Origin of the sequence: Streptomyces sp. CY-1, from assembly GCF_047218265.1 — a bacterium.
GTDB classification, from domain to species: domain Bacteria; phylum Actinomycetota; class Actinomycetes; order Streptomycetales; family Streptomycetaceae; genus Streptomyces; species Streptomyces niphimycinicus.
In genome coordinates, this window is the sequence record NZ_CP178393.1 from 3,979,940 (window position 1) to 4,006,938 (window position 26,999).

Consider the following 26,999-nt stretch of genomic DNA (forward strand, 5'->3'; position numbering starts at 1 on the left):
CCCCGGCGCTACGCCTGGCGGAAACCGATCGTCGGAACGGCCCGGCGCAGCGGCCAGGGGCGGGCGGCGGCCGGGAGCAGCCGGTCGAGGAAGGCGTAGCGGCGCAGCGCGCGGCCGGGCTGGTCGTCGTATGAGCGGGCGTGCTGCCACCAGGCGGCGATCTCGACCCAGCCGGGCGCGGAGAGCGAGCCGCCGAACTCCTGCACCGACAGCGCGGCGGTCAGCCCGGCGAAGGCCAGCCGGTCGGCGAGCGGCCAGTCGGCGAGCGTGCCGGTGACGAAACCGGCGACGAACACATCCCCGGCGCCGGTCGGGTCCAGGGCCTCCACGGAGATCGCGGGCACCTCGGCGGTCTCGCCGGTGCGGCCGTCGACCGCGTACGCCCCCTCGGAGCCGAGCGTGACGACGGCGAGCGGGACCAGATCGGCGAGGGCCCGGGCGGCGGCGCGCGGGCAGTCGGTGCGGGTGTAGCGCATCGCCTCCTCGGCATTGGGCAGGAACGCCTCGCAGTGCTCCAGCTCGGCGAGGTCGGCCGGATCCCAGCGGCCGGTGTCGTCCCAGCCGACGTCCGCGAAGACCCTGCTGCCGCGGCGGGCCGCCTCGGCGACCCACTCCTGGCCGCGGCCGGGCACCAGGGAGGCCACGGCGGCCCGGGCCGGGGGCGGGCAACTGGGCGCGGGCTCCTCGGGCGGCGGGGCCTCATGGCCGTGGGAGACCATGGTCCGCTCGCCCTCGTAGGCCATCGAGACGGTCACCGGGGAGTGCCAGCCGGGGATCGTGCGGGAGAGCGAGAGATCGATGCCCTCGCCGCGGTCCAGGGCGTCCTGGCAGTAGTCCCCGTAGTGGTCGTCGCCGAAGGCGGCGGCGAGCGAGGTACGCAGGCCGAGCCGGGCCAGGGCGGTGGCCATATTGGCGACGCCGCCGGGGCTCGACCCCATGCCGCGGGCCCAGGACTCGGTGCCGCGGACGGGGGCGGTGTCCAGACCGGTGAAGATGATGTCGAGGAAGACGGTGCCGGTGAGATAGACGTCGCACGCCGGGTCACCGGGCCGGCGAACCGCCTCGAGCGGGTCGAGCAGGGGGTAACCCGCTGTGAGCATGTCGCCGTTGTGTGTCGTCACCGCGCTCTCCCAGGTCTGACCGGTCCGCCTCCATCGTCGGATGCGGGTGCGGACAGTGTGCACGATGGCACGGACAACGGGCCGGGGACCGGCAAGCGTCACCCCCTCGGGGCGTTTGCCGGGCCGGCGCGCCCCGGCGCGGTGCGCCGCCCCTTCGGTCCCCGTACGCCCCCTCAGCGCCGTTTGGGCAGCGCCACCGTCATCAGGTCCTCGGCGACCGTGAGCTCCCCCTCGAACCCGGCGGCCCGCGCCTGGCGCTCGAAGTCGGACGGATCGCCGTAGCGCTGCGAGAAGTGCGTCAGCACCAGATGCCGCACCCCCGCCCCGGCCGCGACCCGGGCCGCCTGCCCGGCGGTCAGATGCCCGTACTCGACGGCCAGCGCCTCCTCCTCGTCCAGGAAGGTCGACTCGATGACCAGCAGATCGCACCCCTGAGCCAGCGCGGAGACGCCCTCGCACAGCCGGGTGTCCATGATGAACGCGAAACGCTGCCCCCGGCGCACCTCGCTGACCTCTTCGAGCGTGACCGTACGCCCCTCGATCTCCAGCGCCCGCTCCCGCTGCAACCGGCCGATGTCCGGCCCGCGGACGCCGGACGCGGCGAGCCGCTCGGGCAGCATCCTGCGGCCGTCCGGTTCGGTCAGGCGATAGCCGTACGACTCGACGGGGTGCGAGAGCCGGGCCGCCTCCAGCGTGTACGCGGGCGTGCGGGCCAGCACCGCGCCGTCACCGGCGACCGGCTCCTCGGTCAGCGCCACCGTCTCGCGGTAGGCGGTCGCGTACCGCAGCCGCTCGAAGAACCGCTGTCCGCTCGCCGGGTAGTGGGCGGTCACCCGGTGCGGCACCCGGTCGAGGTTGATCCGCTGGATCACCCCGGCCAGGCCCAGCGAGTGGTCCCCGTGGAAGTGCGTGACACAGATCCGGTCGATGTCATGGGCGGCGACCCCGGCCCGCAGCATCTGGCGCTGGGTGCCCTCACCGGGGTCGAACAGCAGCCCCTCGCCGTCCCAGCGCAGCAGATAGCCGTTGTGGTTGCGGTGCCGGGTCGGCACCTGGCTGGCGGTGCCGAGGACGATCAGTTCCCGTGCGGACAAGGGTTATCCGGGGGGCCAGTTGAGCCCGCGGCCGCCCAGGACGTGGGCATGGGCGTGGAAGACGGTCTGACCGGCGCCGGAGCCGGTGTTGAACACCACGCGGTAGCCCGTCTCGACGAGCTTCTCATCGACGGCGACCACGCCCGCCTCGCGCAGCACATCCGCGGCGACCCGCGGTTCGGCCGTCGCGAGGGAGGCCGCGTCCGGGTAGTGCACCTTGGGGATCACCAGGATATGGGTGGGTGCCTGGGGGTTTATGTCGCGGAATGCGACGGTGGTGTCCGTCTCGCGGACGACGGTGGCCGGCACCTCCCCCGAGACAATCTTGCAGAACAGGCAGTCGGCCTGCGGTTCTCCCGCCACCGGTGGCTCCTTACGGATCGTCGGCACATACGGTCCGGATGGTACCGGGAGCCCCTGCCGGCGGGAGAGATCGCGGCCTATTGGCCCTGACTGCCGCCCTCGGTACCGTCCTTACCGGCGCCGTCCCCGGTACCGGCCTGACCGGCGCCGCCCTCGGTGGTCGGATGGTCCCAGGGGTGGCTGCGAGTCGGTTGGGGGCTCTCCGTGGTCGGGCCGTCCCACGGGTGGCTGCGGGTCGGCTGGGGGGCGTCGGTGGTCCGGTGGTCCCACGGGTGGCTGCGGGTCGGCTGAGGGCTCTCCGTGGTCGGGCGGTTCCACGAGTGGCTGAAGGTCGGCCGGGGGCTGTCGGTGTCCGGGCCGCCGCCCTGGCACTCCCCGATCACCTGCGCCTCGAAGACCTTATGGCCGTCCACCTGGCCGGTCACATCGCCCCGGACGCAGTGATCCGCCCGTACATAGGTCACCCGGCCCTTGATCCTGATGTCCTTGTCGTTGTCGGTCCTGCCGTGGCAGTCCACCGTTGCGTCGGTCTCCCCGGACCGCTCGCTCCCCGAGGGCGAAGCACCGGCCGTATGGCCGTTCTTGAACTCGGCGTTGCAGCTCATCCAGCGGACGCCGACCCCGCCCCGCTCCAGCGCCTCCGTGCCGACCTTGTCCGTGGTGATCGCGACCGTCACGGAACTGATACCGCCGCCCGTCGGCTCACACGCCGTCACCGCGACCGCCGCGCCGACCGCCGCGACGGACAGGAGCGTCCGTCTCCGCCTTGCCTGGCTCAATACCCCCATAGGGGAAAGGTTCCCATCGGCCGACGTCTACCGGAAGGCCGTCCTCGGCCAGGTACGGGCGCACAGAAGCGCGAAGAGACCCCCGAAGGGCCCTCTCATCCCGGAAGGGGCCCTCATCCCAGAGGGGCCTCTCTCATCCCCAGCGGCCGGTGCGGCCGAGCAGCAGCGCGGCGGCCGCCGTTCCGGCCGTGGAGGTGCGCAGCACGCTCGGGCCCAGCCGGTACGGCCGCGCGCCCGCCTCGGCGAAGGCCGCCAACTCCTCGGGGGATACGCCCCCTTCGGGCCCGACGACCAGCACGATCTCGCCGTTCGCGGGCAGTTGGGCGCTCGCCAGCGGTTCACCGCCCTCCTCGTGGAGCACGGCCGCGAACGCGGCTTCGGCGAGAAGCAGGGCAACCTGCTTGGTCGTCATCGCGTCCGGGACCTCGGGGAAGGTCAGCCGACGGGACTGCTTGCCCGCCTCGCGTGCGGTCGACCGCCACTTGCCGAGCGCCTTGAGGCCGCGCTCGCCCTTCCACTGGGTGATGCAGCGGGACGCCGACCACGGAACGACGGCGTCCACACCGGTCTCCGTCATGGTCTCCACCGCCAGTTCGCCCCGGTCGCCCTTGGGCAGCGCCTGGACGACGGTGATCCTCGGGTCCGGGGCCGCCTCCTGGCGCACCTCGTCCACCGCGATCTGGAGCCGGTCCTTGCCCTCGACGGCCGCCACGGTGCCCTGGACGCCCGTACCGTGGCCGTCCGTCAGCACCACGGGCTCACCGACGCGCAGCCGCCTTACGGACACCGCGTGGCGCCCCTCCGGGCCCTCCAGCCAGACCCGGGCCCCCGCGGCCGCACCCGCCAGGGAGTCGGCCACGAACACCGGGGCGGTCACGACACCGCACCCCGCTGGGCCTGAAGGCCCAACTCGGCCCGCGCGGCGTCGAGTTCCACCACGAGCGTCTCCACCAGCCGCGCGGCGGGCAGTTCGCGCGCCAGCCGGTGCCCCTGCCCGGCCCACAGTGCCATCCCCTGCGGATCGCCCGCCTTGGCGGCCGCCTTACGGAGGCCGGACGTCATATGGTGCAACTGGGGGTAGGCGGCGGGCGCGTGCGGGCCGTGCTCGCGCATGAAGCGGTTGACCAGGCCCCGGGCCGGGCGGCCGGAGAAGGCGCGGGTCAGCTCGGTCCGGCCGAACAGCGGATCCGTCATCGCCTGCTTGTGCAGGGCGTTCGCCCCGGACTCGGGGCACACCAGGAACGCGGTCCCCATCTGGGCCGCGACCGCGCCCGCGGCCAGCGCCGCGGCGATCTGCGAACCGCGCATGATCCCGCCCGCCGCGATGATCGGGATCTGGACGTACTCACGGACCAGCGTGATCAGCGACAGCAGACCGAGCCCGGCGCCCATCCCGTCGACGGCCGGGTCATTGCTGTATGTGCCCTGGTGGCCACCGGCCTCCACGCCCTGCACACAGACGGCGTCGGCGCCCGCCCACTGGGCGGTCTGCGCCTCGACGGGCGAGGTCACGGTCACGATCGTGCGGGTGCCCGCCTTGGCGAAGGCGTCGAGGACCGCGCGGGTCGGGCAGCCGAAGGTGAACGAGACGACCGGAACCGGGTTGTCGAGGAGCACCGCGAGCTTGGCGTCGTACGCGTCGTCCGTGCCCGCGTCCGGGTCGCCCAGCGGAGTCTCGTACCAGGCCGCCTCGCCCGTGAGCCGCGCCCGGTAGGCCCCGACGGCGGCCGTGTCGGCGTTGGCCGGCTGCGGCATGAACAGGTTGACACCGAAGTGCCGGCCGGTCAGTCCTCGGAGCTGTTTGATCTCCTCATACATCGCTTCCGGCGTCTTGTAGCCGGCAGCGAGGAAACCGAGGCCACCGGCCTCGGAGACAGTGGCGGCGAGCTGCGGGCAGGAGGCTCCACCCGCCATCGGCGCCTGCACGATCGGGTACCGGTAGAGATCGGTCAGCGCGGAGGACATGGCCACATCGTGCCATGCCCTCCGTAGGGGCTCACCACCGGATCAGCGGCGCCCTTCACGGGCCGTATCGCGGCCCGGAAGCGCCTACCGTCCGTTGAACGCGTCCTTCAGCCGCGAGAACAGCCCCTGCTGCCCCGGCTTACCGCACTCCCCCGGGGGACAACCCCCGTACCCCCGGCCGGAGCGCGCCTACCGCCCGTTGAACGCGTCCTTCAAGCGCGAGAACAGCCCCTGCTGCCCCGGCTTACCGCACTCCCCCGGGGGACAACCCCCGTACCCCCGGCCGGAGCGCGCCTACCGCCCGTTGAACGCGTCCTTCAAGCGCGAGAACAGCCCCTGCTGCCCCGGCTTGAATTCGCCGACCGGGCGCTCCTCGCCGCGCAGCTTGGAGAGCCGCCGCAGCAGCTCCTCCTGCTCCGGGTCGAGCTTGGTCGGGGTGGTCACCTCGACATGCACGATCAGATCGCCCCGCCCGCCGCCCCGCAGATGGGTGACGCCGCGCTGGTGGAGCGGGATCGACTGGCCGGACTGGGTGCCGGGCCGGATGTCGACCTCCTCCAGACCGTCCAGCGTCTCCAGCGGGACCTTGGTGCCCAGCGACGCCGCCGTCATCGGGATCGTCACCGTGCAGTGCATATCGTCGCCGCGCCGCTGGAAGACCGGGTGCGGGACCTCGTGGATCTCCACATACAGGTCGCCCGCCGGGCCGCCGCCCGGTCCGACCTCGCCCTCACCGGCCAACTGGATCCTGGTGCCGTTGTCCACACCGGCGGGGATCTTCACGGTCAGGGTGCGCCGCGAGCGGATCCGGCCGTCGCCCGCGCACTCCGGGCACGGGGTCGGCACCACGGTGCCGAAGCCCTGGCACTGGGGGCACGGCCGCGAGGTCATGACCTGGCCCAGGAAGGACCGCGTCACCTGCGAGACCTCACCGCGGCCACGGCACATGTCACAGGTCTGCGCCGAGGTGCCCGGCGCCGCGCCCTCGCCGCTGCACGTCGTGCAGACGACCGCGGTGTCGACCTGGATGTCCTTGGTGGTCCCGAACGCGGCCTCGCTGAGCTCCACGTCCAGCCGGATCATCGCGTCCTGACCGCGCCGGGTCCTGGAGCGCGGACCGCGCTGCGAGGCGGTCCCGAAGAACGCGTCCATGATGTCGGAGAAGTTGCCGAAGCCCCCTCCGAAGCCGCCGGCGCCACCGCCGCCCGCCCCGGACATCGGGTCCCCGCCCAGGTCGTAGACCTGCTTCTTCTGTGGGTCCGACAAGACCTCGTAAGCGGCGTTGATCTCCTTGAACCGCTCCTGGGTCTTCGGATCCGGGTTCACATCCGGATGCAGCTCGCGTGCGAGCCGGCGGAATGCCTTCTTGATCTGGTCCTGCGAGGCATCACGCGGCACGCCCAGGACTGCGTAGTAGTCCGTCGCCACTTACGACTCCGCCAGGATCTGTCCGACGTAACGTGCCACTGCGCGTACCGCTCCCATCGTTCCGGGGTAGTCCATGCGGGTCGGTCCGACCACGCCGAGTTTGGCGACCGCCTCGTCGCCGGAACCGTAGCCGACCGCGACGACCGAGGTGGCGTTGAGCCCCTCGTGAGCATTCTCATGCCCGATCCGCACGGTCATACCCGAGTCCTTGGCCTCGCCCAGCAACTTGAGGAGGACGACATGCTCCTCGAGTGCCTCCAGGACGGGCCGGATCGTCAGGGGGAAATCATGCACGAAACGCGTGAGGTTCGCGGTGCCGCCGATCATCAGCCGCTCCTCGGTCTCCTCCACAAGCGTCTCGAGCAAGGTCGACAGCACGATCGAGACGGTCCCCCGGTCCTCCTGTTCGAAGGACTCCGGAAGATCCTGCACCAACTGCGGCACATCCGCGAAACGCCGCCCCACGACCCGGCTGTTGAGCCGGGCGCGCAGATCGGCCAGCGAGTCCTCGGTGATCGGGGTGGGGCAGTCCACCATGCGCTGCTCCACCCGGCCGGTGTCCGTGATCAGCACCAGCATCACCCGGGCCGTGGCCAGCGGCAGCAGCTCCACATGGCGCACCGTCGAACGGGTCAGCGACGGATACTGCACCACCGCCACCTGCCGGGTGAGCTGCGCCAGCAGCCGGACCGTGCGGCCCACCACGTCATCGAGGTCGACCGCGCCGTCCAGGAAGTTCTGAATGGCCCGCCGCTCCGGGCTGGACAGCGGCTTCACACCGGCCAGCTTGTCCACGAAGAGGCGATAGCCCTTGTCCGTGGGGATCCGCCCGGCGCTCGTATGCGGCTGGGCGATGAATCCCTCGTCCTCCAGAGCGGCCATGTCGTTACGCACCGTGGCCGGGGAGACCCCCAGCCGGTGCCGCTCGGTGAGCGCCTTGGAGCCGACCGGCTCCTCCGTCCCCACATAGTCCTGGACAATGGCACGCAGCACCTCGAGTCTGCGTTCGCTGAGCACCCCGCGCACCTCCAGTCCAGCGGTCTCATCAGGTCGTCCGCCTGGCACTCACCGGGCACGAGTGCCAGAACCCCCCTGCCAGTGTACGGCGGGGTGCGGTGGCATGGGCAAGAGCCGCCGCACGGCAGCAACTCTCCCCCATCCCCGTTGAGCTAGCGTCGCGGTATGGAGACGTGTTGGGAAGAGGCGGGCTGGGAGCGGCTCGCGCCCGGTGTGGCCCGCCGTCGGCTGCCGGAGTGGGACGAGACGGTCGGCGTGGTCGTCGGCCGGACCGACATCCTCGTCGTGGACACCGGCGCGACCCTGCGCGCCGGGGCCGAGCTGCGCGCCCTGATCACCCGGCTGACCGGCCGCCGCCCCACCCGGATCGCGCTCACCCATCCGCACTTCGACCACGTCCTGGGCTCGGCCGCCTTCGCGGGCTGCGAGGTGTACGGGGCCACGGGCGTGGACGAGCTGCTGCGCCGTGAGCGGGAGACGCTGCGCGAGGACGCGATCCGCCACGGGGTGGACCGGAACGCCGCCACCGAGGCCGTGGACCATCTGGTCGGCCCGCACCATCTGGTCTCCGGGGAGCTCACCCTGGACCTGGGCGACCGGCCGGTGCTGCTGGCCAATGTGGGACCCGGCCACACCGCCCATGACCTGGCCGTTCTGGTGCCCGGCCAACCCGAGGTGGTCTTCTGCGGCGATCTGGTGGAGGAGTCCGGCCCGCCCCAGGCCGGGCCCGACGCGATCCCCGGCCGCTGGCCCGCCGCCCTCGACCGGCTGCTCGCCCTCGGCGGCCCGGACGCGCACTACGTCCCGGGGCACGGCTCGGTCGTGGACGCCGGGTTCGTCCGGGCCCAACGCGACGAACTGGCGGCCCGCTTCGGCGTGTCTCTCTAGGCGTCCGCCCAGCCGCCCCTCCAGTCGTTCCCCTGGTCGCCCAACCAGGCGTCCCTCCAGGCGTCTCTCTAGGCGTCCACCTAGTTGTCCGCACTACAGGAGCGGGCGGTCGTCGCGCGCTATCGTCATCCGGATGCGACAGTACGACCCGGACCTGACCCCGCCCTGGAAGCGGCAGCGGCCCGCCCCCGAGGTCCCCGCCGAGCCGGACCTCGTCGTGGAGGAGGTCACCACCGGCTTCTGCGGCGCCGTGATCCGCTGCGAGAAGACCGCCGAGGGCCCCACGGTCACTCTGGAGGACCGCTTCGGTAAACATCGCGTCTTCCCCATGGAGCCGCGCGGTTTTCTGCTGGAGGGGCGTGTCGTCACCCTCGTACGCCCGCGTGCGGCGGCCCCCAGCGCGCCCCAGCGCACGGCCTCGGGGTCGATCGCCGTTCCGGGAGCGCGCGCGAGGGTCGCCCGTGCGGGGCGCATCTATGTCGAGGGGCGCCATGACGCGGAGCTGGTGGAGCGGGTCTGGGGCGACGATCTGCGCATCGAGGGCGTCGTCGTGGAGTACCTGGAGGGCGTCGACGACCTGCCCGCCATCGTCGATGACTTCTCCCCCGGCCCGGACGCCCGGCTCGGCGTCCTCGTCGACCATCTGGTGCCGGGCTCCAAGGAGTCCCGTATCGCCGCGCGGGTCACCGGCGAGCATGTGCTGGTCCTCGGCCACCCCTATATCGACATCTGGGAGGCCGTGAAGCCGTCCTCCGCCGGCATCCCGGCCTGGCCGACGGTGGCGCACGGCCAGGACTGGAAGAAGGGCGTCTGCCGCGCCCTGGGCTGGCCGGAGAACACCGGGGCCGCCTGGCAGCGGATCCTGTCCACGGTCCACACCTACAAGGACCTCCAGCCGGAGCTCCTGGGCCGGGTGGAGGAACTGATCGACTTCGTGACGGCCCCGCAGGGCTGACGGCTCCCGTCTCAGTCCACCAGGTCCCGCACCACCGCGTCCGCCAGCAGCCGCCCGCGCAGCGTGAGCACGGCCTGCCCCCGTCCGTACGGCTCCGGGTCCAGCAGGCCGTCCTCCAGCGCCCGTGCTGCGGCCGCCGCCCCGGCCGGGCGCAGCAGCTCCAGCGGGCAGCCCTCGGCCAGCCGCAGCTCCAGCAGGATCCGCTCCACCCGGCGCTCCTCGGCGGTCAGCAGCTCCCGGCCCGCGCCGGGCGACCTGCCCTCGCCCAGGGCCTGCGCATACGCCCCGGGGTGCTTCACGTTCCACCACCGCACGCCGCCCACATGGCTGTGCGCGCCGGGGCCGGCGCCCCACCAGTCGGCGCCGCGCCAGTACAGCTCGTTGTGGCGGCAGCGCCCGGCGGGCGAGGTGGCCCAGTTGGAGACCTCGTACCAGGCGAACCCGGCGGCCGACAGGGTCTCCTCGGCGATCAGATAGCGGTCCGCGTGCACATCGTCGTCGGTCATCGGGACCTCGCCGCGCCGGATCCGGCGCGCCAGTTGGGTGCCCTCCTCCACGATCAGCGCATACGCCGACACATGGTCCGGCCCCGCCCCGAGCGCCGCCTCCAGGGAGGCCCGCCAGTCCGCGTCGCTCTCCCCCGGCGTCCCGTAGATCAGGTCCAGGTTCACATGGTCGAATCCGGCCGCCCGCGCCTCGGCCACGCACGCCTCCGGCCGCCCGGGGGTATGCGTACGGTCCAGCACCTTCAGGACGTGCTGCCGGGCACTCTGCATCCCGAAGGAGATCCGGTTGAACCCCGCCTCCCGCAGCTCCGCCAGATAGCGCGGATCGACCGACTCCGGATTCGCCTCGGCCGTGACCTCGACCCCCGCGGCCAGCCCGAACTCCTCCCGGATCGCCCCGAGCATCCGCCCGAGATCCGCCGCGGCGAGCAGGGTCGGGGTCCCGCCGCCGACGAAGACGGTCTCCACGGGCCGCGGGTCGTCGCCCAGCACCTTCCGCGCCAGCCGCACCTCCTCGACGACCTGCTCGGCGTAGTTGTCCCGCGAGGCGAGCACACCGCCGGAGCCGCGCAGCTCACTGGCGGTGTAGGTGTTGAAGTCGCAGTAGCCGCAGCGGGTGGCGCAGTACGGCACATGCAAATAGAACCCCAGCGGCCGCCGCTCCGCCCCCGCCAAAGCGGTCGCGGGCAGTGCGCCGTCCTCGGGCATGGGCTCACCATCTGGCAGTACGGAAGGCATGCCCCCATTGTCCGTCACGGCCCGCGCCGCCCCGGACCACGAGCCGCGGGCCCCGGAGCCTGGAGCCCGGGGCCCCGCCTGGACCCGTCCGGCGGAACGTCGCCGGAGCGGGCCTAGACCACCTTCAGGACCAGCATCGCCAGGTCGTCGTCCGGCGGCTCCGCCGCGAACTCGTCCACCGCCTGCCGCACCCGCTCCGCGACCTCCCGCGCGCTCAGCCCCGCGCACAGCGCGAACGCCGCGGCCAGGCCGTCCTCGTCGTCGAACTGCCGGTCGCCGGATCGGTGCTCCGTCACCCCGTCCGTCACACAGAGCAGCGTTTCCCCGGGCGCCAGATCGAACGATTCACTCTCGTACGTCACATCGTCCACAACGCCCAGCAGTATCTGCGGCGCCGCGACGGTCCGCACCTCGCCTTCGGGCCGCAGCACCAGCGGCAGCGGATGCCCCGCGCTGGCCAGTGTGCAGCGCACCCCCTGGCCCTCGCCCAGCGGCTCCAGCTCCCCGTACAGCAGCGACAGGAACCGGGCGACGCCGCCGCCCGCCGGGAGCCCCGTGCCGACCAGGCCGCCGTCCATCAGCTCCATGACCCCGACGGAGCCTCCCACGGCCTCCACACCGGCCGCCACGGCCTCCGCGGCGCCCTCGACCGCCTGTTCCACCGCCTCCTCGCCCAGGAGCTGGTTGAGCCGGTCCAGGACCTCTCCCACGCCATATCCCTCGCGGGCGAGCAGCCGCAGCCAGGGCCGGACGAGGCCGGTCACCACGGCCGCCTCCGGGCCGTTTCCGCAGACGTCGCCGAGGACGAAGCACCAGCGGCCGTCACCGGCCGGGAAGACGTCGTAGAAGTCGCCCCCGGCCGAGATCTCGCCGGTCGGCTCGTACACGACCGCCGACTCGACGCCGGGGATGCGCGGGATGACGGACGGCAGCAGCCCGCGCTGAAGCACCCGGCTGATGGTCGCCTGCCGGGTGTAGCGGCGGGCGGAGGCGAGCGCCAGGGCGACGCGGCGGGCGAAGTCCTCGACCAGGCCGACCGCCTCGTCCGGCATCCGCACCAGCCCGGCCCGCCCCAGCAGCAGCGTGCCGAGCGCGCGGCCGCCCGCGACCAGCCGGCAGGCGAGGGCCGCGCCGCCGGGCCCGTACGCGGCGGGGTCGGCCGGCCAGGGCCACTCCACGGCGCTGCCGCGGACGGCGGCGGGCACCTGGGGCGGCTCCTTCTCCAGCACCCGCCGCAGGCCCTCGATGCGTCCCTCGCTGGCGTGCCAGACCCGGGCCAGCCGGGGCGGGCCGCTCGTGGAGTCGAGCCAGATCGCGCACCAGTCGGCGAGCCGGGGCACCAGCAACTGTCCGGCCAGCGAGGTCACCATGTCCTCGTCGAACTGCCCGGCCAGCAGGTCGGACGCCTCGGCGAGGAAGGAGAGCGCGCCGCGCTGGATCCAGTCGGGGTCGACGCGGACCGGGGCGCGGCCCGGCGCGGGCGCGACGATCTCGACGGCCTCCTTACGGCCTTCACAGACGACTCCCGCGCCCTCGGGGACGGAGCCCGGGCCCTCGCGGACGGCCCCCGGACCGAACCCGCCCTCGGGCTCGGCCACGGTGCCGCTCGCCGGGTCCATGGCGGCCGCGGCGTCCATGAAGCCCGAGCCCATGGCGCCCGCCCCCGCGGTGGCGGCGCCCGTGGGCGCCACCGCCATCTGGAACCACACCGACTTGGTCGCCCGCCGGTAGGTCGTCCCCCAGGACTCGGCGATCTCGGCCACCAGCCGCAGCCCGTGGCCACCGGCGTACTCGGGCCGCTCGTCCGGATCCGGCGGATCGCCGCGCACCACGCGGGTGGGATGGTGGTCGGTCACCTCGACGACCAGGGACGGCGGTTCGCCCTCGCGGTCCGACACATCGAGCGCACAGCTCACCTCGACGGCGGTGCCGGCGTGCACCACCGCGTTGGTGACCAGCTCGCTCACCAGCAGTATGGCCTCGTCCGCGACCCGGTCGGTGACCCGGTCGGCGGCCGGGACCTCGAGCGCGGCCCAGTCGGCGAGGGCGGCGCGGACGAACCGGCGGGCGGCCGAGGCCGCGAGCGGAGTGCCGGGCAGGCTGACGCGTGCCGAGGCACTGGTACGAACGGGGCCGACCCCACCCCCGACCGGTAGAACAACCCCACCGCCCTCAACCGACCCACCAGAAGTGGCAGAAGATGACGTCCCCACTGTGCGGCTCCTGAAGAAGCTCCGTCATAACGCCGTATCCGTAACCGTATCCGGCACGGACAGAGTGACAGACGGACCGCCCTCATATGCACCGGGTTACGCAAGTGAACCGCGATAAGGGGAAAATTCATGTGTCCGGCGGGCCGGTCAACCTGAAATCAGGTGCGGGGTCGTATCCTTGCTCGTTAAACCTCTCGCGTTCCCGCGTACATGTCTTCGATCAGAGCCTTGTACTCACGCTCGACCACCGGCCGCTTCAGCTTCAGGCTGGGCGTCAACTCCCCGTGTTCCACGTCGAGATCACGCGGCAGCAGCCGGAACTTCTTGATCGTCTGCCAGCGCTGAAGCCCCTCGTTGAGCCGGAGCACATAGCTCTCGATCAGCTTCCGCGTCTCATCGGTGGCCACGACCTCCGCGTAGGACTTGCCCCCGAGACCGTGCTCGGCCGCCCACTTCATGATCGTCGGCTCGTCGAGGGCGATCAGCGCGGTGCAGTAATTACGGTCGGCGCCGTGCACCAGGATGTTGGAGACGAACGGGCACACCGCCTTGAACTGGCCCTCGACCTCCGCCGGTGCGACGTACTTGCCGCCCGAGGTCTTGATCAGGTCCTTCTTGCGGTCGGTGATCCGCAGATAGCCGTCGGGGGACAGCTCCCCGATGTCTCCGGTGTGGAACCAGCCGTCGGACTCCAGCACCTGCTCGGTCAGCTCCGGCAGCCCGTGGTAGCCCTGCATGATGCCGGGTCCGCGCAGCAGCACCTCGCCGTCGTCGGCGAACCGCACCTCCAGGCCGGGGAACGCCTTGCCGACCGTGCCCGTGCGGTAGTCCGCCGGGTTGAGGAAACTGGCGGCGCTGGACTCGGTCAGGCCGTAGCCCTCCAGGATGTTGATCCCGGCGCCCGCGAAGAAGTAGCCGATGTCGGGGGCGAGCGCGGCGGAGCCGGACACCGCGGCCCGCAGCCGGCCGCCGAACGCCTCGCGCAGCTTGCCGTAGACCAGCTTGTCGGCCACCGCGTGCTGGGCCTTGAGGGCGAACGGCACGGAGGCGGTGCCGGTACGGCGGAAGGAGTCCTGCGAGGTCCTGGCGTAATCCCGGGAGACCTCGACCGCCCACTGGAAGATCTTGTACTTGGCCCCGCCGCCCTCGCGCGCCCGCTGGGCCACCCCGTTGTAGACCTTCTCGAAGATCCGCGGCACGGCGCACATATAGGTCGGCCGGACCACCGGCAGATTCTCGATGATCTTGTCGACCCGGCCGTCCACCGCCGTGGTGTGGCCGACGTAGATCTGCCCCGCCGTCAGCACCTTGCCGAAGACGTGCGCGAGCGGCAGCCACAGATACTGCACATCGTCGGGGTAGAGCAGCCCGTCCTGGGTGCCGATCACAATGGCCATGTACGACCAGGAGTCATGCGCCAGCCGTACGCCCTTGGGCCGCCCGGTGGTGCCGGAGGTGTAGATGAGCGTCGCGAGCTGATCGCCGCGCAGGGCGTCCATCCGCTCCCGTACGGCGCCCGGCTCGCGCTCCAGCCGGGCCGCGCCCCGCTTCTCCAGCTCGGCGAGCGAGAGCACCCAGCCCTCGGGGTCGTCCGCGGCGGGGACCGCGTCCCCGGCCTCGATCACCACCACATGGGCCAGCTCGGGGAGTTCATCGCGCTGCGCCCGCACCTTGGCGAGCTGGGTCGCGTCCTCGGCGATCAGCACCCGGCTGCCGGAGTCCGAGAGGATGAAGGAGGTCTCGTCGGCGTTGGTGGTCGGGTAGACCGTGGTGGTGGCCGCGCCCGCGCACAGCACGCCCAGGTCGGCCAGGATCCACTCGACGCGGGTCGAGGAGGCCAGCGCCACCCGCTCCTCGGGGCGGATGCCCAGTTCGATCAGCCCGGCTGCGATGGCGAAGACCCGATCCGCGCTTTCCCGCCAGGTCAGCGGCCGCCAGTCAGCGGGGCCGGTACCCGAGGCGGGAGGCACCGGATAGCGGTACGCCTCCCCGTCCGGTGTCGCCTCGACGCGCTGGAGGAAGTGCGTCGCCAGGGACGGCGGCCGGTTCTCGAGCAAGATCTGTGTGTCGGTCACGGCATCCTCCGGGGCCCGCCTCATTGCTTGGTGACTCGCGAGTAACCTTCGAGTGGTGATCAGGGTAGGGGCCGAATCCTTACCGCGTAAGGGGTGAGCATCACGTTGTTCCCACGAGATGCCCAAGAGGTTCCCCCGCACACAGCAGGCCCGGCGCATCCATCACGCCAGGCCCGCTGACCACACTCGTTCCGTGGGCTCCGCCCCCACCTTCGCCGGGGCTCCGCTCTCACCTTCGCCAGGGCGCCGCGCCCGCCCGGGGCGGCCGCTACTTCTTCGCCTTGGCGTCCTTACCGTCGGAGTCGGAGGACAGCACCGCGATGAAGGCTTCCTGCGGTACCTCCACGTTGCCGACCATCTTCATCCGCTTCTTGCCTTCCTTCTGCTTCTCCAGCAGCTTCCGCTTACGGGAGATGTCACCGCCGTAGCACTTGGCGAGGACGTCCTTACGGATGGCACGGACCGTCTCACGGGCGATGACCCGGGAGCCGATGGCCGCCTGGATGGGCACCTCGAAGTTCTGCCGCGGGATGAGCTCGCGCAGCTTGGCGACCAGCCGGACGCCGTACGCGTACGCCTTGTCCTTGTGGGTGATCGCCGAGAACGCGTCCACCTTGTCGCCGTGCAGCAGGATGTCCACCTTGACCAGGTCCGAGGTCTGCTCACCGGTGGGCTCGTAGTCGAGCGAGGCATAGCCGCGGGTCTTGGACTTGAGCTGGTCGAAGAAGTCGAAGACGACCTCGGCCAGCGGCAGGGTGTAGCGGATCTCGACCCGGTCCTCGGAGAGATAGTCCATGCCGAGCAGCACCCCGCGGCGGTTCTGGCACAGCTCCATGATCGCGCCGATGAACTCGCTCGGGGCGAGGATCGTGCCCCGGACGACCGGCTCATGCACCGTGTCGATCTTGCCCACGGGGAACTCGCTGGGGTTGGTCACCGTGTGCTCGCTGCCGTCCTCCATCTCCACCCGGTAGACCACATTGGGTGCGGTGGCGATCAGGTCGAGATTGAATTCGCGCTCCAGGCGCTCACGGATGACCTCCAGGTGCAGCAGCCCGAGGAAGCCGACGCGGAAGCCGAAGCCGAGCGCGGCCGAGGTCTCCGGTTCGTAGACCAGCGCGGCATCGTTGAGCTGAAGCTTGTCCAGGGCCTCGCGCAGCTCCGGGTAGTCGGAGCCGTCCAGCGGATACAGCCCCGAGAACACCATCGGCTTCGGGTCCTTGTAACCGCCCAGAGCCTCCTGCGCACCACGGGTGACCTGGGTGATCGTGTCCCCGACCTTGGACTGGCGGACATCCTTCACACCGGTGATCAGATAGCCCACCTCGCCCACGGACAGCCCGTCGGCGGGGGTCATCTCCGGGGAGTTGGTGCCGATCTCCAGCAGCTCATGGGCGGCGCCGGTGGACATCATCTTGATCCGCTCGCGCTTGCTGAGCGTGCCGTCGACGACCTTCACATAGGTCACCACGCCCCGGTAGGCGTCATAGACGGAGTCGAAGATCATCGCACGGGCGGGGGCGTCATAGACGCCCACCGGGGACGGAACCAGCTCGACGACCCGGTCCAGCAGCTCGGCCACGCCCTCGCCGGTCTTCGCGGAGACCTTGAGCACGTCGGAGGTGTCGCAGCCGATGAGATGCGCCAGCTCGGCAGCGTACTTCTCGGGCTGGGCGGCGGGCAGGTCGATCTTGTTGAGGACCGGAATGATCGTGAGGTCGTTCTCCATCGCCAGATAGAGGTTGGCGAGGGTCTGGGCCTCGATGCCCTGGGCCGCGTCGACCAGCAGAATGCAGCCCTCACAGGCGGCGAGGGAGCGCGAGACCTCATAGGTGAAGTCCACATGGCCGGGGGTGTCGATCATGTTCAGGATATGGGTGGCCGGCTTGCCGCCCTCGTCCTTCGTCGGCGCCCAGGGCAGCCGGACCGCCTGGGACTTGATCGTGATGCCGCGCTCGCGCTCGATGTCCATGCGGTCGAGGTACTGCGAGCGCATCTGCCGCTGATCAACGACACCGGTGAGCTGGAGCATGCGGTCGGCGAGGGTCGACTTGCCGTGGTCGATGTGCGCGATGATGCAGAAGTTACGGATCAGAGCCGGATCGGTACGGCTAGGCTCCGGCACATTGGTAGGGGTCGCGGGCACGCAGGGTCCTGTGTCTAGGCGGGACGCGGTGTTATGGGAATGGGTCAGTCCCGTCCATGGTCCCATGAATGGAGACCTCTTCCGGGTTTGGGACGCCATGCACCCTGCTGGTAACCTGGCCGACTGTGTCTCATGCCCCTCGCTGACGGACAGCTCCATGGACTCTCATGGACACCTCCGCGGGCACGGACGCACACCGAAGCAAGCGAAACCCAACGAACCTGCGAAGGCTTTCTACGTGGCGAACATCAAGTCCCAGATCAAGCGGAACAAGACGAACGAGAAGGCGCGCCAGCGCAACAAGGCGGTCAAGTCCGAGCTGAAGACCGCCATCCGCCGCACCCGCGAGGCCGTGGCCGCCGGTGACGCCGAGAAGGCCACCGAAGCCGCCCGCGCCGCCGCGCGCAAGCTCGACAAGGCCGTCAGCAAGGGTGTTCTGCACAAGAACAACGCCGCCAACAAGAAGTCGGCGATCGCCCAGCAGGTCGCCGGCCTCAAGGGCTGACACCCTCCCGGCCGATCTCGAAGGCTGACCCTTCCGGGGCACACCGCCCCACCCCGCCGCCGGTTTGGGCACAGCGGTCCCTCTCACCCGCTCCGACCGGCAGCCGAGAGCTTGTTCAGCTCTCTCAGCGGCACCGCGCCGCACGCGGCCTGCGTTCGCCACGCGGGTGCGGCGCACACGATCGACACGAAGGCCCCGCGCCTGTCCTTTCCCCAAGGGCAGCGCGGGGCTTTCGCGCTTGATTCGGGTATGTTCACGTCATGTCGACACCGGGGGAAACACCCAATCCGTACGGCCCGCCGCAGCCACCCCAACCCCCTCAGCCAGCTCAGCAGACTCCGCCGCAGAGTCCGCCGCAGAACCCTCCGCCGAGCCCGCCGCAGAGCTCGCCGCAGAGTGGGCAGCAGAGCCCGCCGGAGGTTCTGTCGCAGGGGCCCCAGGGATCCCCGCAGGGGCCGCCGCCGAGCGCGCCGCCGCCCGGCCCGTATGGTCAGGTGCCGCCCCAGCCCCAGCCGCCCCAGCACTCTCCGTACGCGTACGCCCAGCCGACGATGCCGTCCATCCCCTTGGGCGGTGGTGGGTACGGGCCGATGGGCATGCCGCCCGGGGCGCCGCCCACGGGCTCCGGAGGCGGCGGCAAGGGCTGGCTGTGGGGGCTGGGCGGGGCCGTCGTCGCCTCGGCGGTCTGGGCCGGGGTGCTGTTCGCCACGGGAGGGTTCGAGGACGGGACGAAGGCCGATCTCGCGGGCTACCGCTATCGGACCAATCTGTGCACCCCGACGGATACCCAGCCCTTCGAGGACGCCGGGTACCAGCAGAAGGACGAGAGCGGGTCGTCAACGACATCGACGTCGAACCCGCAGCACAGCAGCTCGGAGAACGCCGCGCTGGACTCGATGACCTGCAATATCGACTTCGAGCCGAGCGGCTCGAGCAGCAGCGACTACTCCTCGGTCTGGCTCTACACCACGGCGTCGCTGCACAAGAAGACCAACCCCGGGCCGGAGTTCGAGGCCCAGTACCGGTCGTACGAGGACCAGAAGACGTCCAGCTACAGCTACGAGGTGAGCCCGGTCAGCGGGCTGGGCGACGAGGCGTATGTGGTGAAGCAGCACAACAGCAGCAGCTCCAACACCGGCGCCTATGTGATCCTCGCCGTGCGGGACGGCTGGATGACCTATCAGTCGACCTGGTCGCAGTATGTGTCGTCCTCGTCCAGCGGCTCGGCCAAGACGCCCGAGGAAGCCACCGAGCTGCTGAAGAAGAGCGCCAAGACGACGCTGGAGAAGATGAAGGAGTGACTGCGGGGCCGCTCCCGGGCCGCCGCTCGACGGGGCCTAGGGCTGGCCTCGGCCCGCCCGGGCGGCGCGGACGATCGTGACGACGGCCTTCTCCAGGGCGTACGCCGGATCGTCTCCGCCGCCCTTGACCCCCGCGTCGGCCTCGGCGACGGCGCGCAGCGCGACCGCCACTCCATCCGCCGACCAGCCGCGCATCTGCTGCCGCACCCGGTCTATCTTCCACGGCGGCATGCCCAGCTCCCGGGCGAGATCGCCGGGGCGGGCGTTGCGCGGTGCCGAGGCCAGCTTGCCGATCGCGCGGACGCCCTGGGCCAGGGCGCTGGTGATCAGCACCGGCGGCACCCCGGTGGAGACGGCCCAGCGCAGCGCCTCCAGCGCCTCGGCCGCCCGACCCTCGACGGCGCGGTCGGCGACGGTGAAGCTGGACGCCTCGGCGCGGCCGGTGTAGTAGCGGGCGACGATGGCCTCGTCGATCGTGCCCTCGACATCGGCCACGAGCTGGGAGACCGCGCTGGCCAGCTCGCGCAGATCGCTCCCGATGGCATCGACCAGGGCCTGGCATGCCTCGGGGGTGGCGGACCGGCCGGTGGCGCGGAACTCCGAGCGCACGAACGCCAGTCGGTCGGCGGGCTTGGTCATCTTGGGGCAGGCGACCTCGCGCGCCCCGGCCTTACGGGCGGCGTCGAGCAGCCCCTTGCCCTTGGCCGCGCCCGCGTGCAGCAGAACGAGCGTGATCTCCTCGGCGGGGGCTCCGAGATAGCCCTTCACGTCCTTGATCGTGTCGGCCGACAGATCCTGTGCGTTCCGCACCACGACCACCTTGCGCTCGGCGAAGAGCGAGGGGCTGGTGAGCTCGGCGAGGGTGCCGGGCTGGAGCGCGTCGGGCGTCAGGTCGCGCACATCGGTGTCGGGGTCGGCCACGCGGGCAGCCGCCACCACCTGCTGCACGGCGCGGTCGAGCAGCAGCTCCTCCTGGCCCACGGCGAGCGTCACGGGGGCGAGCGGATCGTCGGTCGTCGTCTTCCTGGCCATCGCGGTCCAGCATCCCACGGACCACCGACAACCCGGCCGCGTGCCGCCGTCCGGATGTCCGACAATGTTCCGGTGATCGATGAAGGACTGACCGGCACCCGGCACATCCTGGTGCTGCCCGACCGCGACGCCGCGGAGGAGGTCGCCGAGGCGCTGCCGGAGCGCTTCGGCGTCACCCAGGAGCCCCAGTTGGTGCGGGACGCGCTGGCGGGCGAGGACGACGCCGAGGACGCCCAGTGGCTGGTGGTGATCGAGGACCCGGCCAGGGCTCTGGACCCGGCGGCGCTGGACGCGTTCGCGGACGAGTACGACGGCTGGCTGGAGGCCGAATAGCCTGGCGCCCGGTCAGGGGCATGGCCCATCGTGGTCACTGAAGATGGTCGCCAAGGGCGGTCACGAAGGTGGACGCTGAAGAGGGGGTTCCAAGGATGAGTGGGACTGTGACGGCAGTCAGCAGCAACGGCGAGTACTCGTTCACCAAGCCGAACCGGGACGGCATCACACTGCTCGCCGGCCTCGGTGTCGAGGGCGACGTACACGCCGGCGTGACCGTCAAGCACCGCTCACGCGTCGCCCAGGACCCCACCCAGCCGAATCTGCGCCAGGTCCACCTCATCCATGAAGAGCTCTTCGCCGAGGTCGGTGCCGAGGGATTCAAGGTTCTGCCCGGCGACCTCGGCGAGAACATCACCACCCGTGGCATCGACCTGCTCGGCCTGCCGGTCGGCACACTGCTGCGCATCGGCGATGCCGCGGTGCTGGAGGTGACCGGCCTTCGCAATCCCTGTCTACAGATCGACACCTTCCAGAACGGGCTCCTGAAGCGGGTCGTCGGCCGCGATGAGGCCGGGAACATCGTGCGCAAGGCCGGAATCATGAGCATCGTGAAGGAAGGCGGCACGGTGCGCCCAGGCGACACGATCACAGCGGAGCTCCCCACCGGACCCCACCGCCCCCTGGACCGGGTCTGACGGCTTCCCGGCATGGAGGAAACCAGCGCCCTACTGGGGCATACGCCCGATGCGCGGCTGCTGATCGTCAACTGCGATGACTTCGGCATGTATCCGGCGATCAATGCCGCGGTGATCGAGTCGATCGAAGAGGGCATCGCCAGTTCATGCAGTCTGATGGTCCCGTGCCCCGCGGCACCGCAGGCCATGGAACTGCTCGGCCGACGGCCGCGGATCCCGTTCGGAATCCATCTCACCCTGGTGTGCGAAATGCCCGACTACCGATGGGGGCCGATGGCCGCCAGGGAACGAGTTCCCTCACTGCTGGACGCCGAGGGTGAACTGTTTCCGCCGACGCCCGCCGGACGGACGGCCCTGCTCGGCCGGGCCCGGCTCGATGAGATCGAATGCGAGTTCCGCGCCCAGATCGATGCCGTCGCCGACGCCGGGCTCACGCCGACCCATCTGGACTTCCACTGCCTTGCCGATGGCGGCCGCGACGACATCCTCGAACTGACGGTAGGGCTGGCCGCGGAGTACGGCCTCGCGGTCCGGGTCTGGCTCGAACCCGCGCGCCAGAGGATGCGGCACCGCGGGTTGCCGGTCACCGACAACGACTTTCTGGACAGCTTCTCGCTCGCCATCGAAGGAAAGCCGGCCCGATACGTTCAGATGCTGCGCGATCTGCCTGCCGGGCTCAATGAATGGGCGGTGCACCCGAGTATGGGAAACCAGGATTCGCAGGCCATCGACGATGGCTGGCGCGTGCGCCGGACGGACTACGAGTTCCTGATATCGCCGCAGGCGCGTGAAGTTCTCCAGCAGGAGGGCATAACCGTGCTCGACTACCGGACGATCCAGCGTGTCTGGAGCATGGCTTTGGCGCCGGAGAGGACCGCTACGACCTTCATTCCTCCTGTGCCAGGGCCTTGACGAGTTCTTTCGCGAGCGGGCCCGAGGAAGCCGGATTCTGTCCGGTGAAGAGATTGCGGTCCACGACCGTATAGGGCTCCCAGGCGGGACCCCGCGAATACTGGGTGGGCAGCGTCTTCAGCTCGTCCTCCAGCAGCCACTTGGCCTTGTCGGCGAGACCGACCCCGGCCTCCTCCTCGTTGCAGAAACCCGTCAGACGGTAGTCGGCGAAGGGTGTGTCGCCGTTCGCGTCACGGGTGGCGAGGAGAGCGGCGGGGGCGTGGCAGACAATGGCGAGCGGATTGCCGGAAGCGAGCGCCTTCCGCAGCAGTTCCCCGGAGTCGGGGTCGACCGAGAGGTCTTGCATCGGGCCGTGGCCTCCGGGGTAGTAGATCGCGTCATAGTCCTCGAGGCGCACGTCCGTCAGGGAGATGGGATGCCGCAGCTCATCCGCCGACTCGATGACGGCCTCCTCCTTAAGGGCGTTCTCCTCGCCGCCCGCCATGCGGGGTTCCAGACTCATCGTGTCGACAACCGGGACCACTCCATTCGGAGTTGCCACGGTGACTTCGTGTCCGGCACCGGTGAATACGCTGTAGGGCGCCACGAACTCCTCGGCCCAGTACCCGGTGGGGTGCCGGTGGCCGTCTTTCAGGGTCCAATAGCTCGCGCCGGTCAGCACGCACAGGATCTTGGCCATGGGACGCTCCTTTGAAACCGTTGCCCTGGAAAGGGACCGCGTCCGGGATTGAACATATGCAGCAAGTGTGGGCAGGCGTACTGGGGGCTGCAACTCGGCTGTGGTTGGCGCCCGGGCGTCGCGACTCACCGGCGCGGACGCCAGGCGGCGGTGACCGGCCCGGCAGTGCCTAAGCTTTCGCCGTGGACGACACAACACCTGGCATACGCGTCAGACCGGGCGGTCTGGCCGACGCACCGGCCATCCTGGACATGCTCGACTCCGCGGTGGCCTGGATGAACGCTCGGGGCAACACCGAGCAGTGGGGCACGACGCCGTATTCGCAGAAGACGGGCGGGGTGGCGCGGGTCGAGCGGTACACGACCGAGAATGCCCCGTATATCGCGGAGTTGGACGGAACGCCCGTCGGAGCCATCGTGCTGGACTCCGGGCCCAGCCCGCAGATGCCGATCGCACCGGCCGGAGAACCCGAGCGGTACGTCCGGCTGCTGGTCTCCGACAGACAACGCGCCGGTCTCGGCATCGGGGCGGCGCTGCTGGCACATGCCGTCGAGGAGACCCGGCGGGCCGGGGTGGGGCTGCTGCGGGTCGACTGCTGGGCGGGCGGCGGGGGCGAACTGGTCGCGTTCTACGAGCGCAACGGTTTCACCGCCACCGAGCCCTTCCTGTCCGGATCCTGGCCCGGACAGGTGCTGGCCCGGCGGGTCGACTGACGGCACGGGCAGGCGGGGTACGGCAGGGCGCCGCAGTGGCACCACCTGGCGCCATTAGCGGCGCCAGAGTGGCCGCGACCCTACTTGGCACCGCATTGACGCAATCCGACGCCAACACGTTTCCGCAGGTCAGAGCGGGCCGATCCACCCCGGGCGGCGACCGCCACCCTTACCGCCTTGCACGTGGCGCCACAGTGGTGCCACTATGGCGTCATGGACCTCACGCCGTATGTCGACAACCTCCGCCGTGAACTCGCGGTGGCCGCCGAAGCCGGCGGCGAAGAAGCCCGCGAGCTGGCCGACCGGCTCACCGCTCCCCTGGAGTCGGCGACCCGGCTGACGATGCTCAATGTGCTCTCCGCCGCGATGGACGAGATCACCCGTGAACTCGCCCCCGGCTCGGTCGACGTACGGCTGCGCGGGCTCGACCCCGACTTCGTGGTGACACGGCCTGCGGGCGGCGAGGCGTACGAGGACAAGAGCGGGCCCGCCGAGCCGCTCAAGGCACCGGCCCCGGCACCCGCCGACGGCGACGACGGCGGCACCGCCCGCGTCAATCTGCGGCTGCCTGCCCATCTCAAGGCGCGCGCCGAGGAGGCCGCGAACCGCGAGGGCCTGTCGGTCAACGCGTGGCTGGTACGCGCCGTGTCGGCCGCGGTCGACGGCGGCGCCCCGTCACGTACGACGGAGCAGCCGCGCATCACCCGCACAGTCGGACAGAGCTTCACGGGCTGGGTGCGCTGACCGCGCACCGCCTACGCCACTTCACGCACCCCACTTCATCCACGCCACTTCACCCACACCACGTCCCACCAGCAAAGACGCCACGACGACCCAAGAGGACGGGACAGCCATGCCTTCTTTCGACGCTCCTTTTGACACCCCCGGACCGATCTCGGTGACCGCCCATGTGGAGGCCGGATCCATCCGGTTCATCGCCGCCGACCGGCTCGACACCGTCGTCGACGTGCTGCCCCGCGACCCGAAGAAGGACCAGGACGTACGGGCGGCCGACCAGACCGAAGTGCGTTACGCCAGTGGCCTGTTGACCATCAGGACACCCAAGCAGCGCTATCTCATCGGGCGCACCGGCACCGTCGATGTGACGGTCGAACTGCCCACCGGCTCGCAGGTGGAGATGACCGGCGCCTGGGCCCAGGTGCACGGCGAGGGGCGGCTCGGCGAGGTCCGGGTGAAGACCTCGTCGGGCGATGTCCGCCTCGACACCACCGGTCCGCTGCATCTGATCGCCGCCCACGGCACCATCACCGTGGACCGCGTCGAGGGGCCCGCCGAGATCACCACCAGCTCGGGCAGCCTGCGCGTCGGTGCCATCGACGGCTCGGCCGTCCTGAAGAACTCCCACGGCACCACGACCGTCGGCGCCGCCCTGGGCGATCTGCGGGTGAGCGGCGCCAATGGCGACATCTTCATCGAGCACGCCGAGGGCTCGGTCACCGCCACCACCGCGCATGGCGCCGTCCGCCTCGATGAGGTCGCGCGCGGCACCGTCCAGTTGGAGACCTCCTACGGCGCCATCGATGTCGGCATCCGCGAGGGCACGGCGGCCTGGCTCGACGTCAGCTCGAGCGCCGGGCAGGTGATCAACGCGCTCTCCGCGTCCGAGAGCCCGGACAAGTCCGAGGACACCGCCGAGGTCAGGGCCCGTACCCGCTTCGGCAACATCAACATCCGCCGCGCCCGGGCCTGACCCGCTCCATCTCCCGACACCCAAGATCACTTCACTGCTCACCACGCCTTCGAAGGGGAGGGCCCTATGCCTTCATCTGTCATGCCCACGTCCAGGCAGGCGGGCGGCCAGCAGCCGCCCGCCGTCTCCACCGCGGATCTGCGCAAGTCGTACGGCGACAAGACCGTCCTCGACGGCATCGATCTGCGCATCCCGTCCGGATCCGTGTTCGCGCTGCTCGGCCCGAACGGCGCCGGAAAGACCACCACCGTGCAGATCCTGTCCACGCTGATCGCGGCCGACGGCGGCCAGGCCCAGGTCGCGGGCCACGACGTCGCCACCGCACCGGAGGGGGTGCGCGCCGCGATCGGCGTCACCGGGCAGTTCGCCGCACTCGACGACCTGCTCACCGCCGAGGAGAACGTGCTCCTCATGGCCGACCTGCTGCGCCTGGGCAAGCGCGAAGGGCGCAGGCGGGCCAAGGAGCTGCTGGAGCGGTTCGACATCGCGGACGTGGCGCACAAGCGCGCCGCGCTCTTCTCCGGCGGTATGCGGCGCCGGCTCGACCTCGCCATGACGCTGGTCGGCGACCCGCAGGTGATCTTCCTCGACGAGCCGACGACCGGGCTGGACCCGCGCAGCCGCCGCACCATGTGGGAGACCGTGCGCTCACTGGTCGCCGGTGGTGTCACCGTCTTCCTCACCACCCAATACCTGGAAGAAGCAGACCAGTTGGCGGACCGGATCGCCGTGCTCGACGGCGGCCGGATCGTCGCCGAGGGCACCGCCGACGAACTCAAGGCACAGATCCCCGGCAGCCATGTACGCCTGCGGTTCACCGACCCCGACGAGTACGAGCGCGCGGCCGCCGCCTTCCCCGACGCGGTCCGGGACGATGAGCAACTCGCCCTGCGCGTCGCGAGCGACGGCGATCTCGACGCGCTGCGCGCCCTGTTCGACCGGCTCGACGCCGCCGGTATCCGCGCCGCCGACTTCTCCGTGCACACCCCCGACCTCGACGACGTGTTCCTCGCCCTGACCGGCGACGGCAGCACCGACACCGCGCTCCATGTGAAGGAGACCCTGCGATGAGCACGCTCACCTACGCCGTGCACGACTCGATGACGATGCTGCGGCGCAATATCAAGCACGCGCTGCGCTATCCGGGCGTCTCGCTGGGCGCCTCCATGATGCCCATCATGATGCTGCTGCTGTTCGTGTACGCCTTCGGCGACTCGATCGGCTCCGGCATGGGCGGCGGCCGGGACGCGTATCTGGACTATCTGACGCCCGGCATCATCATCATGGGGGTGGCCGCCGGCTCGATGTCGACATCGGTCGCGGTCTGCACCGATATGACCGAGGGCATCATCAACCGCTTCCGCACCATGAACATCACGCGCTCGTCGTTCATGACGGGCCATGTCATCGGCAGCGTCCTCACGACAATGGTGAGCCTCGTCCTGGTGGTGGGCGTCGCCGTCGCCATCGGCTTCCGGCCGAACGCCAATCCGCTGGAGTGGCTGGCCGTCGCCGGTCTCCTCACGGCCATCGCGTTCGCCGTGACATGGCTGTCGTGCGCGCTCGGCCTGATCTCCAAGACAGTGGAGTCCGCGAGCAACAAGCCGCTGCTGGTCCAGTTCCTGCCGTTCCTCGGCTCCGCCTTCGTACCGGCCGAGTCCATGTCCCCGGGGCTGCGCTGGTTCGCCGAGCACCAGCCGTTCACCCCGATGACCGAGACACTGCGCGGTCTGCTCTCCGGCTCGGAGATCGGTAACGACGGCTGGATCTCGCTCGCCTGGTGCGCCGGTATCGCCCTGGTCGGCTACGTCTGGTCGCGCTCGCTCTTCAACAGCAACACCAAGCGCTGAGCACCGGAACACACCCGGGCGGGGTGCC

At 70.8% G+C, this 26,999-nt stretch carries 26 protein-coding genes; 12 read left to right on the forward strand and 14 right to left on the reverse strand.

Features of this window, described 5'->3' with window-relative positions; translation table 11 throughout:
* Nucleotides 1-8: 8 nt before the first annotated feature.
* The 8 genes from ACK1X7_RS17360 to hrcA form a co-directional block, all read right to left on the reverse strand.
* The gene (locus ACK1X7_RS17360) at nt 9-1,100 is read right to left on the reverse strand and encodes a PfkB family carbohydrate kinase (protein ID WP_208516553.1); all 1,092 of its coding nucleotides are present in this window, start codon (nt 1,098-1,100) and stop codon (nt 9-11) included.
* A 194-nt stretch (nt 1,101-1,294) separates the two neighbouring features.
* A complete protein-coding gene (locus tag ACK1X7_RS17365) occupies nt 1,295-2,215 on the reverse strand; it encodes a ribonuclease Z (RefSeq protein ID WP_390793298.1) in 921 nt (306 codons plus the stop codon).
* Between the two features lie 3 nt (nt 2,216-2,218).
* The gene (locus tag ACK1X7_RS17370) at nt 2,219-2,578 is read right to left on the reverse strand and encodes a histidine triad nucleotide-binding protein (RefSeq protein WP_385155001.1); all 360 of its coding nucleotides are present in this window, start codon (nt 2,576-2,578) and stop codon (nt 2,219-2,221) included.
* 77 nt (nt 2,579-2,655) lie between these two features.
* Entirely contained in the window at nt 2,656-3,255 is a 600-nt protein-coding gene (locus ACK1X7_RS17375; protein WP_390793297.1) for a hypothetical protein, read from the reverse strand.
* 244 nt (nt 3,256-3,499) lie between these two features.
* On the reverse strand, nt 3,500-4,243 hold the full coding sequence (locus ACK1X7_RS17380; protein WP_385155007.1) for a 16S rRNA (uracil(1498)-N(3))-methyltransferase: 744 nt from the start codon (nt 4,241-4,243) through the stop codon (nt 3,500-3,502).
* Nucleotides 4,240-5,331, reverse strand: coding sequence for a nitronate monooxygenase (locus ACK1X7_RS17385; RefSeq protein ID WP_390793296.1), 1,092 nt, complete (start codon nt 5,329-5,331; stop codon nt 4,240-4,242). The genes ACK1X7_RS17380 and ACK1X7_RS17385 overlap by 4 nt, the downstream gene beginning before the upstream one ends.
* Nucleotides 5,332-5,625: 294 nt before the next feature.
* Nucleotides 5,626-6,759: a molecular chaperone DnaJ gene (dnaJ, locus tag ACK1X7_RS17390; protein ID WP_093461711.1), complete on the reverse strand. Its 1,134-nt coding sequence runs from the start codon at nt 6,757-6,759 to the stop codon at nt 5,626-5,628.
* Nucleotides 6,760-7,776: a heat-inducible transcriptional repressor HrcA gene (gene hrcA, locus ACK1X7_RS17395; protein ID WP_014060643.1), complete on the reverse strand. Its 1,017-nt coding sequence runs from the start codon at nt 7,774-7,776 to the stop codon at nt 6,760-6,762.
* Nucleotides 7,777-7,941: 165 nt separating this feature from the next.
* On the opposite strand from hrcA, the gene ACK1X7_RS17400 reads away from it, so the two are divergent.
* Both ACK1X7_RS17400 and ACK1X7_RS17405 read left to right on the forward strand, forming a co-directional pair.
* Nucleotides 7,942-8,664, forward strand: coding sequence for an MBL fold metallo-hydrolase (locus ACK1X7_RS17400; RefSeq protein ID WP_385141549.1), 723 nt, complete (start codon nt 7,942-7,944; stop codon nt 8,662-8,664).
* A gap of 133 nt (nt 8,665-8,797) precedes the next feature.
* Nucleotides 8,798-9,619: a DUF3097 domain-containing protein gene (locus tag ACK1X7_RS17405; RefSeq protein ID WP_385141552.1), complete on the forward strand. Its 822-nt coding sequence runs from the start codon at nt 8,798-8,800 to the stop codon at nt 9,617-9,619.
* A gap of 11 nt (nt 9,620-9,630) precedes the next feature.
* Here the strand turns inward: ACK1X7_RS17405 and hemW are convergent, their stop codons facing one another.
* The 4 genes from hemW to lepA form a co-directional block, all read right to left on the reverse strand.
* Nucleotides 9,631-10,863, reverse strand: a complete 1,233-nt coding sequence (hemW, locus tag ACK1X7_RS17410) for a radical SAM family heme chaperone HemW (protein ID WP_413115307.1) — start codon at nt 10,861-10,863, stop codon at nt 9,631-9,633.
* Between the two features lie 113 nt (nt 10,864-10,976).
* Nucleotides 10,977-13,076, reverse strand: a complete 2,100-nt coding sequence (locus tag ACK1X7_RS17415; protein WP_390793294.1) for a SpoIIE family protein phosphatase — start codon at nt 13,074-13,076, stop codon at nt 10,977-10,979.
* A gap of 185 nt (nt 13,077-13,261) precedes the next feature.
* On the reverse strand, nt 13,262-15,151 hold the full coding sequence (locus ACK1X7_RS17420) for an AMP-dependent synthetase/ligase (protein ID WP_385141561.1): 1,890 nt from the start codon (nt 15,149-15,151) through the stop codon (nt 13,262-13,264).
* Between the two features lie 268 nt (nt 15,152-15,419).
* Nucleotides 15,420-17,297 (reverse strand): translation elongation factor 4, encoded by a 1,878-nt coding sequence (gene lepA, locus ACK1X7_RS17425; protein WP_216345956.1) that lies wholly within the window; start codon nt 17,295-17,297, stop codon nt 15,420-15,422.
* A gap of 238 nt (nt 17,298-17,535) precedes the next feature.
* Here lepA and rpsT point away from each other — a divergent pair, with 238 nt between their 5' ends.
* Entirely contained in the window at nt 17,536-17,802 is a 267-nt protein-coding gene (gene rpsT, locus ACK1X7_RS17430; protein ID WP_059147918.1) for a 30S ribosomal protein S20, read from the forward strand.
* A gap of 590 nt (nt 17,803-18,392) precedes the next feature.
* A complete protein-coding gene (locus tag ACK1X7_RS17435) occupies nt 18,393-19,103 on the forward strand; it encodes a hypothetical protein (RefSeq protein ID WP_385141567.1) in 711 nt (236 codons plus the stop codon).
* A gap of 36 nt (nt 19,104-19,139) precedes the next feature.
* Here the strand turns inward: ACK1X7_RS17435 and holA are convergent, their stop codons facing one another.
* Nucleotides 19,140-20,135: a DNA polymerase III subunit delta gene (gene holA / locus ACK1X7_RS17440; protein ID WP_413115308.1), complete on the reverse strand. Its 996-nt coding sequence runs from the start codon at nt 20,133-20,135 to the stop codon at nt 19,140-19,142.
* 54 nt (nt 20,136-20,189) lie between these two features.
* On the opposite strand from holA, the gene ACK1X7_RS17445 reads away from it, so the two are divergent.
* The 3 genes from ACK1X7_RS17445 to ACK1X7_RS17455 all read left to right on the forward strand — a co-directional run bounded on the left by ACK1X7_RS17445 (nt 20,190) and on the right by ACK1X7_RS17455 (nt 22,018).
* Entirely contained in the window at nt 20,190-20,468 is a 279-nt protein-coding gene (locus tag ACK1X7_RS17445) for a hypothetical protein (protein ID WP_385141570.1), read from the forward strand.
* A 95-nt stretch (nt 20,469-20,563) separates the two neighbouring features.
* The gene (locus ACK1X7_RS17450) at nt 20,564-21,106 is read left to right on the forward strand and encodes an MOSC domain-containing protein (RefSeq protein WP_385141573.1); all 543 of its coding nucleotides are present in this window, start codon (nt 20,564-20,566) and stop codon (nt 21,104-21,106) included.
* A gap of 12 nt (nt 21,107-21,118) precedes the next feature.
* Entirely contained in the window at nt 21,119-22,018 is a 900-nt protein-coding gene (locus ACK1X7_RS17455; protein WP_413115309.1) for a polysaccharide deacetylase family protein, read from the forward strand.
* Here the strand turns inward: ACK1X7_RS17455 and ACK1X7_RS17460 are convergent.
* Nucleotides 21,993-22,697, reverse strand: coding sequence for a type 1 glutamine amidotransferase domain-containing protein (locus tag ACK1X7_RS17460; protein WP_216345960.1), 705 nt, complete (start codon nt 22,695-22,697; stop codon nt 21,993-21,995). The genes ACK1X7_RS17455 and ACK1X7_RS17460 overlap by 26 nt on opposite strands.
* Nucleotides 22,698-22,879: 182 nt before the next feature.
* Here ACK1X7_RS17460 and ACK1X7_RS17465 point away from each other — a divergent pair, with 182 nt between their 5' ends.
* The 5 genes from ACK1X7_RS17465 to ACK1X7_RS17485 all read left to right on the forward strand — a co-directional run bounded on the left by ACK1X7_RS17465 (nt 22,880) and on the right by ACK1X7_RS17485 (nt 26,971).
* Nucleotides 22,880-23,410 (forward strand): GNAT family N-acetyltransferase, encoded by a 531-nt coding sequence (locus tag ACK1X7_RS17465; protein WP_385141579.1) that lies wholly within the window; start codon nt 22,880-22,882, stop codon nt 23,408-23,410.
* Nucleotides 23,411-23,623: 213 nt separating this feature from the next.
* Nucleotides 23,624-24,154, forward strand: coding sequence for a hypothetical protein (locus tag ACK1X7_RS17470; RefSeq protein ID WP_385141582.1), 531 nt, complete (start codon nt 23,624-23,626; stop codon nt 24,152-24,154).
* A gap of 109 nt (nt 24,155-24,263) precedes the next feature.
* A complete protein-coding gene (locus ACK1X7_RS17475) occupies nt 24,264-25,121 on the forward strand; it encodes a DUF4097 family beta strand repeat-containing protein (protein ID WP_385141585.1) in 858 nt (285 codons plus the stop codon).
* A gap of 81 nt (nt 25,122-25,202) precedes the next feature.
* The gene (locus ACK1X7_RS17480) at nt 25,203-26,192 is read left to right on the forward strand and encodes an ATP-binding cassette domain-containing protein (RefSeq protein ID WP_385141620.1); all 990 of its coding nucleotides are present in this window, start codon (nt 25,203-25,205) and stop codon (nt 26,190-26,192) included.
* Nucleotides 26,189-26,971, forward strand: coding sequence for an ABC transporter permease (locus ACK1X7_RS17485; protein ID WP_385141588.1), 783 nt, complete (start codon nt 26,189-26,191; stop codon nt 26,969-26,971). Before ACK1X7_RS17480 ends, ACK1X7_RS17485 begins: the two co-directional genes overlap by 4 nt.
* Nucleotides 26,972-26,999: the final 28 nt, after the last annotated feature.